This is a genomic window from Variovorax sp. J22R115, from assembly GCF_030317005.1.
Lineage (GTDB): Bacteria > Pseudomonadota > Gammaproteobacteria > Burkholderiales > Burkholderiaceae_C > Variovorax.
The window spans coordinates 56,904-73,047 of record NZ_JASZYM010000025.1 but is presented as its reverse complement, the minus strand read 5'-3'; the positions used below and the strand labels follow the sequence as shown (position 1 = coordinate 73,047).

Here is a 16,144-nt window from a genome sequence, read left to right as displayed (position 1 = left end):
GCGAGGGACCAGCGCCTGCGGCGCTGGTCCTTCATGATCACTTCGACGGTATCCGTATTCCTATTCGTACTCACAGTCCTACTCCTATCTTCAAAGATAAGCGATGGACCGTGTCCTGTCATTCAAGGAGCCAGCTCAGTTGGGCTGCTCAAGCTGGCGAAAGAGTCGATTGAGTCCATCTTCAACCGCGTTAGCACAGCTCGCGAGAAGCCATGGGAGGGGCTCACGTTCGCGCTGGACAGGCTCACAGAGTTGGTGACGCTCCACGTCAAGGCGGTTGCTGAGGTAGTAACGCCGCTCTTGAACGAAGCAAACCTGCCCGAAACCGCAAGGCGGTATGACGTGAATAGAGCCGCGAAAGTTGCAGCAATGGAAGCACCTGGCGAAGCGGACATCGCGCCGGTTGTTGAGAAATTCTTGGGCTCGTTCAACTTCGTACGAGAGGACGCATCAGAACCTGCTCCCATGCCGCCAAAGAACGCAACTGAACTGACCAGCTTGCTCCAAGATTGGTTCAAGTCATGGCGCCGGTCTGTGCAAAGGGCGTCTTACGGAGGGGTGGCGACACCCGGCGGCCTGGGCTCCGCAATCAGTCAGCTGAAGATGCTGCGTCACGCTTAGTGCGGCGCACACCCTTCGTTCCGCGCTTGGCAGCGCGGCAATGGAGTGGACAGCCGCTAGTACCCGGCTGCATACTGCCGGCCCTCTGGCGAGGGAAGGGGTCGGCAATGAAGACGACATCTTGGTCAGGCGCCTTGCGCCTCCTGGCATGGAGCCTGAGCATCCTGGCCCTGCTGTGCATGGGTGCATGCGGCGGCGGCGATGGCGGAGGAGGCTTCTTCCCGGTCACGATCTTGCCCCCCGCAGGGTTGCACTACGAGCGCAATGCAGTCGTCTACGTGGTGGGCAGTCCGATCAAACCGAACGCCCCCAGCCACAGCGGCGGCGTGATTCTTCGCTATGCCGTTGATCCGGCATTGCCCGACGGGCTCCAGATCGACCCGAGGACCGGAATCATCAGCGGCACGCCGCGGGTGGTGGCCGCGCCGGCCTTCTACGCGGTCACCGGCAGCAACTTCGCGGGCTCGGTCACGACCGGCCTGCTGATCGCGGTCAAGGCCAGGGCAGAGCCCCCTGCGAATCTGGGTTTCGAAAACCAGGATGCCATCTACACCATCGGCCAGCCCATCCCGCCGAACCACCCCTCCGTGGAGGGCGGTGATGTCAGCAGCTTCACGGTGCAGCCCGCGCTGCCCGACGGCCTCGTGATCGACCCCCTCACCGGCGTCATCTCCGGCACGCCCAACCGGCTCGCCGCACCGGCGAGCTTCACGGCGACCGCCAGCAACAGCGCCGGCTCGACCAGCACTGTGCTGCAGATCGAGGTCCGCCAGCCGCCCGGCGTGGCGCCCACCTCGCTGAACTACCAGGAACCGAAGGCCCTGTACGCCACGGGCAAGCCCATCACGCCCAACATGCCGCACAGCACCGGAGGCCCGATCGATGCCTTCGCCGTGACGCCGACGCTGCCCCTCGGATTGAGCATCGATGCCTCCACCGGTGTCATCTCCGGCACGCCGCACGACGCAAACACTGCGGCCAACTACACGGTGACGGGCAGCAATGCGGCGGGATCGGTCTCCGCGACGGTGAACATCCAGGTGGTGCTCGCCGGCACGGATGTGCCCATCAGCTCCATGGACACTGCACGCACCAACCACACCGCGACCCTGCTGACGATGGGCAAGGTACTGGTCGCAGGGGGACACAACGACAACAGCACCCTGGCATCGGCGGCACTGTACGAGCCGGGCACCGACCTGTGGACGGAAACCGCCTCGATGAGCGCAACTCGCTTCTTCCACACCGCGACCTTGCTGCCGAATGGCCGGGTACTGGTCGCGGGAGGAGAGGACCTCGACGGCGCATTCCGCGCCTCGGTGGAGCTCTACGACCCCGCCACCGGCCTGTGGACGCCAACCAGCGCCATGAGCGTGGCGCGCAGCGGCCACACGGCGACCCTGTTGCCGAATGGCCAGGTTCTGGTAGCAGGAGGAACCAACGGCGGCTATCTCGCTACGGCAGAGTTGTACGATCCCGCCACCGGCCGCTGGGCGGCAACCGCCGGCCCCATGAACACCGCTCGTAGCGTGTTCACCGCCACCCTGCTGACGGATGGCCGGGTGCTGGTCGCGGGAGGAACGAACGGCAGCCCCCTCGCCGCGGCGGAGCTCTACGACCCTGCCACCGCCCAGTGGACGCCGACCGCACCCTTACTCGCCGCTCGCCTGACCCATACCGCCACCCTGCTGCCGGACGGAACGGTGCTGGTGGCGGGAGGAAACGGCGGCAACGCAGGCGGTGGCTCTCTCGCTTCGGCGGAGCGCTACAACCCCTCCTCCAGCGCCTGGACGGCCACCGGCTCCATGAGCACCGGCCGCACCGGTGCCACCGCGGCCGCCCTCCAGATCGATGGCCAGGTACTGGCCGCGGGGGGCTACAACAGCAGCGACATCACGCAGGCCACGATGGATCTCTACGACCCTGTCAGCGGCTCGTGGACGGCCACTGGCGCCATGATCGCCGCACGCTACTTCCACACCGCGACCCTGTTGCCGAATGGCCATGTGCTGCTCGTGGGGGGGGCCAACGACTCCACCTCTCTGGCAACGGCGGAGTTGTATTTGCCGTAGTAGCGCCGCGCTGGTGTTCAGCACGTCCAGATCCTTGATGGGGCCTTCGATGTTGGGGGCGGGTATTCCTCAGCCACGCAAATCTCGTGATTCCTGCCCGCGATGCGCTTGGGATCGGGAGGCTTGCGGCGCACGGCCGGTGGACAAGACTATCGAGCGGGATCGGCCAAGCTTGCCCTTGAAAGTTCGCGGCTATCTGTGACCCCTGACGTATCGCTAGGGGTGCCGTCCCGCTTCGCCATTTCTCGTGCGCGGAAGATGTCCTCGGCCTGGATCTTCTCGACGGCGATTCTTGCTGGCTCTTGAATGCTTCGCTCAGTCGCGGGATCTCCGCAAGGTCGCTCCGTCAAGGTAATGCGGCCGTCGGGGCCTTTGCATCGGTTCACTGGATCATCCGCCGCAAGTGAGAACTGGGCGGTTGTGGTCAATGAGAGGATGACGAGGAGGCGCGAAGCATTCATGGGCTGATGATAGGGCTGCGCACTAAATGGCGTCCACCAACGGAAGTCCTCTTGTCTCACGGCTGACGGGGCCGGGCGTGGCCGATTTCGCAGCTACCTGCAAAAGGAAGTTCGCAAATGGGACGCGAACAGTCAGGAGCACGCGTTCGATCTTGGACCTCGAATTGGAACTGTCGGCGACAAGCTTCCGCATGCTCGACCGGCATCTCCCGAGGCAGTCGTGTTCCGACGTGCGATGCACAATGTTGGCTCAATCAGATCCGGATTCATTGCCATGCGCATCCTGTTGGCTGAAGACGAAGCAGGTCTGGCAACCTGGCTGACCCGCGCGCTGGAGCAAAGCGATTTCCGGGTCGATTGGGTGGCCGATGGGCGAATGGTGCGACGCGCCGTCAAGGACACGCGCTACGACGCATTGATCCTCGACCTGGGCCTGCCGGGCTTGGGCGGCCACGAAGTGCTCGCAGACCTTCGTGCGGCCGACCAGCGCATGCCCATCCTCATCCTCACCGCGCGGGACTCGCTCATGGAGCGCGTGAGCAGCCTGACCGAGGGTGCCGACGATTTTCTGGCCAAGCCTTTCGAGCTCGCCGAACTGGAAGCCCGGCTGATCGCCCTCATTCGCCGCTCGCGCGGTGGAGACCATCCGAGATTTGCCTGCGGGCCCCTCGCCTACGACGCCGGCACCAAGCAGTTCGTGCTCGGGCATGAAAGCCTGGTGCTGACGCCGCGCGAACATGCCGTGCTGCGTACCCTGATCCAGCACAGCGGCCAGCCACTGTCCAAGCAGGAAATCCTCGAGCGGGTCTTCTCCGACGAGCAGGACGTGAGCCCGGAAGCGATCGAAGTCCTGGTGCATCGCCTGCGCAAGCGCCTCGAGGCCAGCCCGGTGCGCGTCACCACGCTGCGCGGCCTCGGCTACGTGCTCGAATCCGGCACATGACGTTTGCGGCCTGGCACGGAGCAAGCTTGCGGCGCAAGCTGCTGCTCGTCCTGCTGCCCGGCATGCTGCTGCTCGTCATGGCCGAGCTTTGGCTCACATGGCGCACGTCCCTGGACGCCGCCAATGCGGCCTATGACCGCTCGCTGCTCGGTGCCATCAAGGCCATCGATGCGAACATCTCTACGGAAAGCGGTGGCCTGTCAGTCGAACTGCCCTACCGCATGCTCGAATTCTTCGAGCTCACGGCGAGCGGGCAGGTCTACTACCGCGTCGCGACCGAGGATTCGCTGGTCGAGATCGGCAATGCAGACTTGCCGGCACCGACGGCCCCCCTGGTGACCGGCCAGCCCCGCTTCGAGGATTCGCGCTACTTCGACGAAGCGGTGCGCGTGGGAACCTATGCGCGCGTGCTCAACGAACCCATTGGAGGAGGCCAGCGCGATCAGCGCGTGATCATCCAGGTGGCCGAGACGCTGGGCTCGCGCACCACCTTCACCCGCAGCCTCGTATGGCAGTCGGTGCAGCGCGACCTGCTGCTGATTCTTTTGGCCAGCGCGCTGCTGGCCGTCGCCATCGGCTGGGCGCTGAAGCCCCTGCGGCGCTTGCACGACGAAGTGCGCTCGCGCGCACCGCAGGATCTCGCGCCGCTGGACACGCTGGACATTCCGGCGGACGTTCGTCCATTGGTCGACGCGATCAACCACCACGTCGTTCGCAATCGCGCGCTCACTGAAGCGCGCCGGCGCTTCATCGACGACGCGTCGCATCAGTTGCGCACACCGCTGGCCACGCTCGCGACACAGGTCGGCTACGCGCTGCGCGAGCCCGATCCGGAGCGCATGCGAGACGCCCTGACGGCCGTCAAGGCGCAACTGGACGAAGCCGTGCGCCAGACCAACCAGATGCTGTCCCTGGCGCGCACCGACGCCGTCGAGCTGGATCTGGCGCCGATTGACCTGGTCGCATTGGCCCGGCAAAGCACGCGCGACTGGTGGCCGGCGGCGCGCGACAGCGGCATCGACCTGGGCTTCGACAGCGCTTGCGAGCAGCTCGAACTGCTCGCCCATGCCGCCCTGCTGCGCGAGGCTCTCTCCAATCTGCTGCACAACGCGATCCGCTACACGCCGCGCGGCGGCGAAGTCACTGTCGCCGTGCGCCAGGGCAATGCCGTCGCCATGCTCGAAGTCATCGACTCCGGGCCGGGCATCCCCGAGGATGAACTGCCGCGTGCCGGCGAGCGCTTCTTTCGGGCCAGCAACATGACGCTACCTGGCTCCGGCCTTGGCCTCTCCATCGTCCGCTCGATCGCCCAGCGCCACGGTGGCAGCCTGCGGCTGGCGAGCGGCAATGACGGTCGCGGACTGCTGGTGTCCATCGAACTCCCGATCACGCAATGACACGGGTTTTCACCTAGGTTTTGCCGTTTTTTCTGAAAGCAGCCTGAAAGCGCCGTCTCGATACAGTGGGCTCACACCAAAAGAGACACGCCCCGATGCGATACGCCAAGATACCCCTTCTGCCACTGCTGTTCGCGCTTTGCACGGGCTTCATGCCAGCCCATGCGCTCGACCTCGACAAGACCCAGTGCGTCGCCGGGGCCAAGCCGGGCGGAGGTTTCGACGTGACCTGCAAGCTCGCGCAGGCCGGCTTGCTGGAAGGCCGGTACATCCAGGCGCCGATGCGCGTCAGCTACCTGCCTGGCGGCATCGGCGCTCTCGCCTTCAATGCCTTCGTGACGCAGCGGCCCGCCGAGGCGGAGACGCTGGTGGCCTTCTCCAGCGGTTCGCTCCTGAACATCGCGCAGGGCAAGTTCGGCCCCCACGACGCGTCCGATGTGCGCTGGGTCGCGGGCGTGGCGGCCGACTACGGCGTGGTGATCGTGGCCGACAGCTCGCCGTTCAAGACGCTCAAGGACCTGATGGCCGCGATCAAGGCCGATCCGTCCAAGATCGTGTTCGGTGCCGGCGGCACCTTCGGCAGCCAGGACTGGATCAAGGCCGCCATGACCGCCCGTGCAGCGGGCGTCCACCATCGCAACATGCGCCTGGTCGCCTTCGAGGGCGGAGGCGAGGCGCTGACCGCGCTGCAGGGCCACCATGTGCAGGTGTACACGGGCGACGCCTCCGAGACGGCAACGCGCCTCGCGGCCGGCGCACCGATCCGCGTGCTGGCGGTGATGTCGGAGCAGCGCCTGCCCGGCCAACTGGCCCAGGTGCCGACGGCGCGCGAAGCGGGTTTTGACCTGGTCTGGCCGATCGTCCGCGGCTTCTACGTCGGCCCGAAGGTCAGCGACGCGGACTACAAGGCCTGGGTCGATGTGTTCACCCGAATGCTCGCCAGCAAGCCCTACGAGCAACTGCGCAGCGAACGCGGCTTGTACGCGTTCTCGATGACGGGTCCCGAACTCGATGCCTACGTGAAGCGCAGCGTGGGCAGTTATCGCAAGGTGGCCGAAGACTTCGGCCTCAAGGTCGCCAAGTAGCAGGCGGCAACCACAACCACATCCCCTGATCGCCATCGACCGGTGCTGCCCAGCACCGGCCCGGGCGGAGCTTTGTCTTTCTCAACTTCAAAGGAGCTCTCTTATGCAACTCACCGGCATGCTGCATGGCGCCAAACTGCTCGAACACGTGGAGTTCCCCACTTCCGACGTGCTCGGGCCGGATGCTTCCGAAGGCCAGATCCAGGACCTCATCAAGCGTCACGGACAGGTCTTCATCAAGCCGCTCTTTCGTGGCGGTGTGGGCAAGAAAGGCAAGTCGGGTCTGATTGGCAAGGCCAGCGACCTGAAGACCGCGCTGGCCGAGAAGGAGCGCCTGTACTTTGCGGAGCACCGGCACGGCAATGCGGTGGCCAAGGCCAACGGTGTCACCTTCGAAGGCGGCGTGCCGGCCGAGCATGAGATCTACTTTTCGATCACCGACGACACGCGCTTTCGCGCACCCACCATCACCATCACGCACAAGGGCGGAGTCGACATCGAGGAACTGGGCAAGGACGAGATCCGCACCGTTCCCTTCGATGCACTCACGGGCCTGAAGGCCTTCGTCATTGCCAACGCGCTGACCGACATCGGCGCGCCGCGCGAAGTCATCTCTCCGCTCGTGCAGCACCTGCCCAAGCTTTGGGAGCTGATGCATCACTACGGCATGACGACGCTGGAGCTGAACCCGATCCGCATGCGGGCGGACAAGAGCGGCCGCCTCACGCCCGTGGCCTGCGACTTCAAGTGCGGCTTCGACCGGGACGACCCGCGGGTGGCGCGCCTGGGCCTGCCCGACCATCTCTTCGCAGCCGACGTCTCTGCCTTCGAACAGGAAGTCAACGAGCTGCGCACGCACCAGGGCCAGTCGGACGTCTTCGTCATCAACGAAAAGGGCACCATCCTCGCGCCCACCTTCGGCGGCGGCGCCAACAGCCTCGTGACCGAAGTGCTGGGCGAAGCCGCCAGCATTTCGTCGGACTTCGGCGGCAACCCGCCCTACGAAAAGATGAAAGAGGTCGCGCGCATCTGCTACCGCCACTTCCTGCGTCAGTCGAACGTGCTGTTCATTATCGGCGGCAAGTCGAACAACACCGACATCCACGAGACGCTGCGTGCGATGGGCGACGCACTGCGCGAGCACTTCTCCGAGCACGGACCGACACCGCTGTACGTGGTGGTCGGGCGCGGCGGGCCGAACCTGGTGCGCGGCTTCGGGGCCTTGGCAGAGGCCTGCGATGCGCTCGGCGTGCCCTACCGCTTCTTCGGGTTCGACAGTGCGATCTCCGAGGTCGTGAACTACGCGAAGAAGGTCGATGAATGGATGAAGGCCGAAGGGCGCGCGCAGATCGCCGCGCACCTGGGCATCACGCCTTCCACCCCCCACACCACCCCTGACACCACCGCCCGCTGAGAGGAACCACGTCATGCACAACCAAGCCAACGGGGCGTCGTCCTCTTCGCCTTACTACCTCGGCATCCATTCGCTCGCGGACCTGGCCACACGCGGCGACCGCGTCTGCGTGCTCAACATCCTGGGCGGCGAGTCGCGCCAGGTCACGCCCACCAGCCATGTGTTCTCGGGCGGCAACGTGGTGTTCGGCACCTCGCCGGGACGCAGCGGCCAATCCCTCAAGACCGCCATCGGCGACATCCCCGTGTTCAACAACGTGCGCGAGGGACTGGATGCCGGTCATGTCTTCAACACCGGCGTCGTGTACCTGCCGCCTTCGGGCGTGCGCGACGGCGTGGCCGAACTCATCCGCGTGAATCCTGAGTTGAAGAAGATCGTCATCATCACGGAGAAGATCGCGGTGCACGACGCACGCGAGATCCGCGCCATGGCGCAGCAGCGCGGCGTGGACATCATCGGCGGCAACTGCCTGGGCGTGGCCGACTCGTGGAGCCGCACGCGCATCGGCGGCGCACTGGGCGGCGACCATCCGGAGGAATCGCTGCTGCAGGGCACCGTGGCCATCTTCTCGAATTCCGGCGGCTTCACCAGCACGATCGCGCAATACCTCTCCACCGAAGGCTGGGGCACGACCACGCTGGTCTCGTCGGGCAAGGACGTCTACATCCACTACGCCGCGCGCGACTTCGCGCATGCGTTTCGCAACGACGGGCGCTCCCGCGCCGCCGTGCTCTACGCCGAGCCCGGCGGCTACTACGAGCAGGATCTGGAATTCGGCAAGCCCGTGGTGGCCTGCGTGGTGGGACGGTGGAAATCCAAGCTCACCCGCGCCGTCGGGCACGCCGGCGCCATGGCAGGCTCGGGCGACCGCGCCGAGGACAAGGAGCGCTGGTTCATGGAGGCCTTCGGCGTGGACGGCCTGTACACGCCCGAGAACCCCATCGTCTCGCGCAAGGGCGCGGTGGTGACCAACATCGCGCACATTCCCGCGGCGCTGACCGCCGTCATGAAATTGAGCGACGCCAAGCCCGACTTCGCGCCACGCGGCAGCCTCGTCCTCAAGCCGTGGATGGCCAATGACCAGGGCATCGCCCTGCCCTCCGCCCTGGCACTGGACCCGGTCACCGCGCCTGAACCCTACGCGGCGCAGATCGCGGAACTCGGCGCGCAGGTGGGTGCCGTCATCGCGCGGCAGAACATGAAGGACCGCTCGGGTGCCTCGGTGATGGATTCGAAGACGCAGGTGACGTCGGTACATGGCAAGTCCGTGCTCGAACTCGCGCTCGAACCGCTGCAAGCCAACTTCGCGCTGCCCCTGGTGCACGAGGTCGCAGGTCCGAACGACCGGGCACTGCTCGACATCGCCGTCGCGGCCGAAGTGAACCTGGTGGGCGATCCGATCCTCGTGGCCGCCGATGCGGCGCGCGATGCCGGCAATTCGCCGAACACCGTGATGGCTGCGGCGGTCGCCATCGTCGGACCGCGTCGCGTGAGTCGCACGCTCGCCTGCAGTCGCGCGCTGATCGAGTTGTTCGCCGGTTCAGGCCTGAAGGATGGACACGACGAGAGCTTCGACTTCAGACACCTTTCGGTCGATCCGGCCGTGCGCGAACTCTTCATGGCCGGACCGGATGAGATCGGCGACCCGCGCCCGGCCGCGATGCTCGAAGCCGTGCGTCAACGCGGGGCCAAGTCGGTTTTCCTGCGTTTCGTACAGGCGCTGGACGGCCCGCCGTCACGCGACGCGCTGCTGGCAGCCATCGCCACGACGATCGCTTGGGGTCCACTGGTGCGCAAGCGCATCAGTCGTCTCACCGCCGAAACCTTGCCGTGGTACCTGCGCCTCTATGGCGTGATGGTCGGCGCATCGATCCCGGGCGACCAGCACCAGGCGGGCTCCCTGTGCGGCATCGCGCGCGAAGAACGCTTCGGCCACTGGACCATGGCCGACCTGTGCTTCCTGGCCATCACCGGCAAGAAGCCCAGCGAAGACGAATCGCGGCCTCTGCAGATGCTGATCGGCCTGTTGATCTCCAACGGTCCGGGCTCCATCTCAGCTCAGGGTGCGAAAGGCGCCGTTGCGGCGGACGGCCCACAGACGCCGGGCCGCGTCCAGATCAACAAGGCCATGGCCGGCTTCCTAACCCACACGGGCTACAGCCATGGCGGCAATGGCTTCGAAGGCATGGCCTTCCTGCTGGAGCAGTTCAAGTCCAGCGGCCTGGCCGATCCGACCGACCCCGCGCACGGCCTCGACCTCAAGGCCATGGCGGCCGCCTTCGCCAAGACCTACAAGGCCGACAAGCGCGCAGCGAAGGAACTGGGCAGCGAGGTGCGGGCCTTGCCGGGCGTGCATCACCCCGTGTTCAAGGGCAAGCCGGTCAACCACGACCCGCGCGAGCGCTTCATCGCCAGCTACATGGCGCAGCAGGGTGATTACAACGTCTTCCACGCCTACTACCTCGAACTGGTGCAGGCGCTCTATGCCAACGGTGCCACGCCCTACGTCTTCTGCGTCAACGTCGATGCCGTCATCGCGGCCCTGCTGCTGGCGCTGCTGTGGAAGGACTACAAGGCCGGCGCGCTGACCGAGCGCGACCTGGAGGCCGCCGCGTTCACCGTCTTCCTCTACGGCCGAATGATCGGCGCCGCCGCCGAGATCGACGACCACCTCAACCGCGGCCGGAACATGGACACCCGCACGCCCGAGGCGTCGTGTTCCTTCGTAATGTGACCCACGTCTGGAGAACTTCGATGAACACCCATTCCCTCGCGTCGCAGCCCGCTGAAAAATCGGCCCTGGAGAAAGCCACCATGCGGCGGGTCGCCCTGCGCATCCTGCCTTTCCTGATGCTCTGCTACTTCATCGCCTACGTGGACCGCGTCAACGCCGGCTTCGCGGCACTGCAGATGAACAAGGACCTGGGCCTCTCGCAGGCGATGTTCGGGCTGGGCGGCAGCCTGTTCTTCATTGCCTACATCCTGTTCGAGATCCCCAGCAACCTCGCGCTGCAGAAATTCGGTGCGCGGCTGTGGATCGCGCGGATCATGGTCACCTGGGGCATCGTCGGAGCACTGGCCGCGTTCGCCGTCGGCCCGTACTCGTTCTACCTGGGCCGGTTCCTCCTGGGGGCTGCCGAAGCCGGGTTCTTTCCGGGCGTCATCCTGTACCTGACCTATTGGTTCCCCAAGCAGTACCGCGGCCGCATCGTGGCCACGTTCATGGTGGCGATCCCGATCTCGAGCCTGCTTGGCTCTCCGATCTCGGCCGCCCTGTTGGGCACCGATGGCTGGCTGGGATTGCGCGGCTGGCAATGGCTCTTCATCCTGGAGGCGATTCCTGCCGTGGTGCTGGGCGTCATGGTCTTCTTCATCCTGCCGAATCGCCCCGACAACGCGAAATGGTTGACCGGTGAACAGCGCGACTGGCTCAACGCCCGGTTGGAGTCCGAAAAGCAGGAGGCCAAGCCCGTCGCCCACATGTCGGTGCTGCAGATCCTGAAGAACAAGTACGTGCTGGCGCTCGCGGTCGTGTACGCCGGTAGCTCTGCCACCAGCAACGCGCTCTCGCTGTGGCAGCCGCAGATACTGAAGTCCCTCGGACTCACCACCATGGAGACGGGCCTGATGAACGGCATTCCCTTCGCCGTGGCGTCCGTCATCATGGTGCTGTGGGGCCGCCGCGCCGACAAGTCGGGCGAGCGCATCTGGAACACGGCATTGCCCTTGGCCCTGACCTCCGCCTGCCTGCTGGCGACACAGCTCACCGCCGGCTCGCTGGCCGCCACGATGGTCCTGCTGACCTTCGTTCTCGTGGGCACCTACTCGATCAAGGGTCCGTTCTGGGCGCTATCGACCGAATGGCTTTCGGCAGGCAGCGCGGCAGCCGGCATCGCCGCCATCAACACACTGGCCCACATCGGCACCTCGGGCGCCACATGGATGCTGGGCGCCATCAAGGACGCGACCGGGAGCTATCCCCTGGCGCTGCTGCCGCTCGCGGTTCTGACGGGAACGGGCGCCGCGATCGTCCTCTGGATGGGCCGCAGCCAAGCGCGCGATACGGCTGCATCCCTTCCAGTGGCAACCGCCGCCGTGCCGGTCCGCGTCGCCTGAGATCAACCAAGGAGAATCACCATGAACACTTTTCGTTTGACCCGTCGCAGCGCCCTGTGCCTGGGCGCCGCGTTGCCTGCCGCGGCGATGTTGCCACTGGCGGCAAGGGCCCAGGCCGCTTGGCCGAGCAGATCGATCCGCCTGGTAGTGCCCTTCGCACCGGGCGGAAGTTCGGAAATCGTGGCCCGTGCCACCGCTGCAGAGCTGACCAAGCTACTGGGCCAGAGCGTCTATGTCGACAACAAGCCCGGGGGTGCCGGCAATGTCGCAATGAGCGAAGTGGCTCGCGCCGAAGACCAGCACACGCTAGTGCTCGGCCACATCGGCACCATCGCGGTCAATCCTTACATCTTTCCCAAGTTGCCTTACGACCCGGAAAAGGCGTTCAGGCCGATCTCGCTGCTCTCGAAAGTGCCAAGCCTGTACGTCGTGCGCCCCGATCTGCCCGCCAAAAATCTCAAGGAGTTCATAGCCTTGGCCAAATCCAAGCCAGGCGAGTTGAACTACGGCTCCGCTGGCAACGGCAGCGCGGGCCACCTCGCCTTTGAATACCTGAAGATGCTGAGCGACACCAACATTCTTCACGTCGCGTACCGAGGCACCGGGCCCCAACTCACCGATTTGATGGGCGGTCGCGTGGATGCCGCCGCGGTCGGCGCACCGGCCGTGATGGCGTTCATCAAATCGGGAAAGGTGCGCTGCATTGCCACAGGAACGAGCCAGCGGCTGGCGCAATTGCCCGATGTCCCGACAGTGGCCGAGCAGGGCTACCCCGGCTTCGAAATGACGCAGTGGTATGGGCTTCTTGCGCCAGCGTCATTGCCTCAGGCACACGCCGATAAACTCTCGGCGGCCGCAGCGCGTGCCGTCAAGGAGCCGGCGGCATTGAAGCTCTTCGAGTCAGAGGCCGCGATAGCGGTCGGCAGCACGGCCGCCGAGTTCGCGCGCTTCATCGAATCAGAGCAGCAGCGCTGGAAGCCTGTCATTGCCAAGGCTAAGATCAAGCCCGACTAATGGTCAACTGGCCGGTCTCGTGTCAGTACAGACATCTTCTCAGGCTGGCCAGCCCCTGCCGACGGCAATGTCTTCTACCGCGAGCGATCAGGTCGCCAGGCATCTTGGCCAGAATGCCGTTATCCGCGTAGAAGGTCATGGAGCAACATAGCGATCCCCGGGAGGCGCATGCAGCATCTGCGTCAACGGCAAACAGACAGCACGGCGTCGTCAGTCTGATCGACTATGTGTGGGGCGCGATCCTGCTGATCCCGGCCCTGACGATCTTTTCATCCACGCACGTCCGTGATCTTGGAGCCGCCTACCTCCTTGCCGCAACCGCAGTGTTCTTTGGCTTACTTCGGGCGATCCTAGGGCTTCGAGTATTCCTGGTCCTCACATACGTCCCGGCGCTGTTCGGCGTTCTAGCCGTGGGGGCTGACCTGCTACGCGATGTCAACCTCCTCGAGGCGGCCTTGATTCGGCCGGACCCACACGAAGCGTGGCCAGTAATTCAGCCTCATGCCCACTGGATAGCCCTGACCGCGGTCCTGCTCGCCATGCCGATCTGGGTGTTGTTTCGCACTCCGTCAGCCCGGACGGGGCGCGGGAAGTGGCCTTCGGCCACCCTTGCGGCAATCACTTTCGCCGCAGTCACATGTGGCGCCGTCTTTCATGACACCGTGCTGCGCGCGTGGCCGCTGAATGTGATTTCCGTGGCCGCGGCTTCTGCGATCGGCCGTGACGACTTCATCTCGACGGCGTTGCCCTATGCGCCCACCAACCCTCGTTCGGCGTCCGCGAGTTGGGGCGCCTCGCAGTTGCCAGGACTTCACCCGCAGACTGAGACATACATCCTCATCATCGGGGAATCAGTGCGTGCCGACCGGCTCGGCGCATGCGGAGGCCAAAAGCAGGTCGGCATCAGCCATCAAGACGCGATCATCTATTGCGATGTGACGTCCGGATCCAGCAGCACGCATACGTCGGTCCCTCTGCTCATCTCGCGCGAAATGCCTGGCGGTGCATTTCGGGTCAGCAAGGACGCAACGTTCATGAAGGCTTTCGAGGAAGCTGGATTTCACACCTATTGGATTGCCGTCCAGGAAAGAGGCATTGCATGGCCTGACGCCAACACCGACATGTTCGTAACGATAAAGAGGACCGATCGAGAAAGCCTTCTGCCATCGCTCAGATTGGCGTTCGCGCAGAACGCGCCCAAGAAATTGATCGTGGTGCATACCTACGGCGCACACTTTTCGTACTGCGATCGCTATGAGCCTGCAACAGCTGCTTTTCAGGCCGACTGCTCGAAACTTTCTGAACTCCCAGATGATTCCACCCTGCCGGATTTCATCCGCGCCTACGACAACGCTGTGGCCGAATCCCTCCGATTCGTCGATGCTGTGATCTCGGAGGCAGCGCAGGCGGGCGGCTCGTCCTTCGTGATGTACACGGCTGACCATGGCGAGAACCTGCTTGACGACGGACGAAAGCTTTTTCAGCACGCGCTGAAAGATCCGACCCGCTGGGACACGACAGTCCCGGCCGTAATGTGGGCGAGCGATGAATGGCGCGCCAGCAACTCCGCGCGTTGGGAACGGCTCCGTGCCAACCATGAAGCCAAGGCGATGCATGCCGACCTTGTGCCCACCTTGCTCGGTTCAGCGGCCATCAGGTATGTCGACGAGCGGCGAGTGGCTATCGATCTCGGAGCGATGTCACCAGCTGCCGATAGAACCCGGTGGGTAATGCGACGTCTCGGTGAGAAGATAAATGGCGACCAACTGCGCCAAGCGCAGCCCGGGCGGCAATAGGCGCGGGGGCCGAAAATGACGAACCTAGGCCGAAGCCGGGGGCAACAATCGATAGACGGAAAAACCGACTGCGGCGCCGATCAATTCGGCCACCACGAAGCCCGTTGCACTGGCAGGGGCGATCCCGGCAAAGCTGTCGCTGAACATGCGCCCGAACACCGCCGCCGGATTGGCGAAGGAGGTGCTGGACGTGAACCAGTAGGCCGCGCCGATGTAGCAGGCCACCAACTGCGCGACCTTGCCTGCCGGCGCACGGAGGATCACCAGCACCAGGCCCGATGTCGCCACCAGTTCAGCCAGCCATTGCCCCCAGCCGCTACGCACCTTGGCACTCCACTGGAGCACACTCAGGTCGAACATGGCGTTGGCCAGCCAGGCGCCCAACAGCGCGCCTGTCAACTGAGCTGCCAGATAGACGCCCAGGCTCGCCACGGGTAGTTCGCGGCGCAGCGTCATGACGGCGCTGACGGCCGGGTTGAAGTGCGCACCACTGACCGGGCCAAGCACCTCGATCAAAACGTAGAGCGCGAACACCGTGACCAGCGTGTTGGCGAGCAGCGCAATGGCCACGTTGCCCCCTGCAAGGCGCTCGGCCATGATGCCCGAGCCCACGACTGCGCACAGCAAACCGGCCGTGCCCAGCAGCTCGGCCAGCGCCTTGCGCCAGAGCGTCATGACTTCCCGGCCAGCTCTCGCGCCTGCGTCTGGAGCATCAACTTGTCCACACTGGCCAGCGGCAGGTTCACGAGCAACTCCAGGCGGCGCCGGATGGCATGCAGCGTCAAGCGAAAGGCGTCCAGCTTCTGCTCCGGCGAGCCCTCGACCTCCGAAGGGTCCGCATAGCCCCAGTGCGCAGTCGCCGGTTGCCCCGGCCAATACGGGCACACCTCGCCCGCAGCGTTGTCGCACACGGTGATGACAAGGTCCATGTGCGGGGCGTCAGGCTTGCCGAACTCATCCCAGCTCTTGCTGTGCAGTCCCTCGGTCGAGATGCCGGCCTTGTGCAGAATGTCCAGCGCCATCGGATTGGGCTGCTGGTTCTCACGGGGGCTGCTGCCGGCCGAAAAGGCTTTGAAGCGCCCATCAGCCAAGTGATTCAGGGTCGCCTCGGCCAGGATGCTCCGCGCCGAATTGTGGGTGCAGAGAAACAGCACGTTGATCGGTTGGGTTTCGCTCATGTCGCGTCTCAGGTTGCCGGCAGGTCTTGCACCTTCAGGTGCACATG

Annotated in this window: 12 protein-coding genes; 10 read left to right on the top strand and 2 right to left on the bottom strand. The window is 65.0% G+C overall.

The window, feature by feature from the left end:
• From QTI04_RS31295 to QTI04_RS31250, 10 genes are all read left to right on the top strand, one after another.
• The coding region (locus QTI04_RS31295) for a hypothetical protein (protein WP_286619084.1) at positions 1 to 621 on the top strand (621 nt) is incomplete at its 5' end.
• Between the two features lie 107 nt (positions 622 to 728).
• Positions 729 to 2,693 carry a kelch repeat-containing protein gene (locus tag QTI04_RS31290; RefSeq protein WP_286619083.1) on the top strand — a complete coding sequence of 655 codons (1,965 nt, stop codon included), beginning with the start codon at positions 729 to 731 and terminating at the stop codon, positions 2,691 to 2,693.
• A 735-nt stretch (positions 2,694 to 3,428) separates the two neighbouring features.
• Positions 3,429 to 4,097, top strand: a complete 669-nt coding sequence (locus QTI04_RS31285) for a response regulator (RefSeq protein ID WP_286598852.1) — start codon at positions 3,429 to 3,431, stop codon at positions 4,095 to 4,097.
• A complete protein-coding gene (locus QTI04_RS31280; RefSeq protein WP_286619081.1) occupies positions 4,094 to 5,494 on the top strand; it encodes a sensor histidine kinase in 1,401 nt (466 codons plus the stop codon). The genes QTI04_RS31285 and QTI04_RS31280 overlap by 4 nt, the downstream gene beginning before the upstream one ends.
• Before the next feature lie 152 nt (positions 5,495 to 5,646).
• A complete protein-coding gene (locus QTI04_RS31275; RefSeq protein WP_286599280.1) occupies positions 5,647 to 6,579 on the top strand; it encodes a tripartite tricarboxylate transporter substrate binding protein in 933 nt (310 codons plus the stop codon).
• A 103-nt stretch (positions 6,580 to 6,682) separates the two neighbouring features.
• A complete protein-coding gene (locus QTI04_RS31270; protein WP_286619079.1) occupies positions 6,683 to 7,993 on the top strand; it encodes an ATP citrate lyase citrate-binding domain-containing protein in 1,311 nt (436 codons plus the stop codon).
• Positions 7,994 to 8,006: 13 nt separating this feature from the next.
• Positions 8,007 to 10,727 (top strand): CoA-binding protein, encoded by a 2,721-nt coding sequence (locus tag QTI04_RS31265; protein WP_286619078.1) that lies wholly within the window; start codon positions 8,007 to 8,009, stop codon positions 10,725 to 10,727.
• Between the two features lie 20 nt (positions 10,728 to 10,747).
• A complete protein-coding gene (locus tag QTI04_RS31260) occupies positions 10,748 to 12,109 on the top strand; it encodes an MFS transporter (RefSeq protein ID WP_286619076.1) in 1,362 nt (453 codons plus the stop codon).
• A gap of 21 nt (positions 12,110 to 12,130) precedes the next feature.
• Positions 12,131 to 13,123 (top strand): tripartite tricarboxylate transporter substrate binding protein, encoded by a 993-nt coding sequence (locus QTI04_RS31255; protein ID WP_286619074.1) that lies wholly within the window; start codon positions 12,131 to 12,133, stop codon positions 13,121 to 13,123.
• Between the two features lie 137 nt (positions 13,124 to 13,260).
• Positions 13,261 to 14,919, top strand: a complete 1,659-nt coding sequence (locus QTI04_RS31250; RefSeq protein ID WP_286598858.1) for a sulfatase-like hydrolase/transferase — start codon at positions 13,261 to 13,263, stop codon at positions 14,917 to 14,919.
• Between the two features lie 24 nt (positions 14,920 to 14,943).
• On the opposite strand, the gene QTI04_RS31245 is transcribed toward QTI04_RS31250, so the two are convergent.
• Together QTI04_RS31245 and QTI04_RS31240 are read right to left on the bottom strand one after the other, a co-directional pair.
• Positions 14,944 to 15,594, bottom strand: coding sequence for an MIP/aquaporin family protein (locus QTI04_RS31245; protein WP_286619073.1), 651 nt, complete (start codon positions 15,592 to 15,594; stop codon positions 14,944 to 14,946).
• Entirely contained in the window at positions 15,591 to 16,097 is a 507-nt protein-coding gene (locus QTI04_RS31240; protein ID WP_286619071.1) for an arsenate reductase ArsC, read from the bottom strand. Before QTI04_RS31240 ends, QTI04_RS31245 begins: the two co-directional genes overlap by 4 nt.
• Between the last annotated feature and the right edge of the window lie 47 nt (positions 16,098 to 16,144).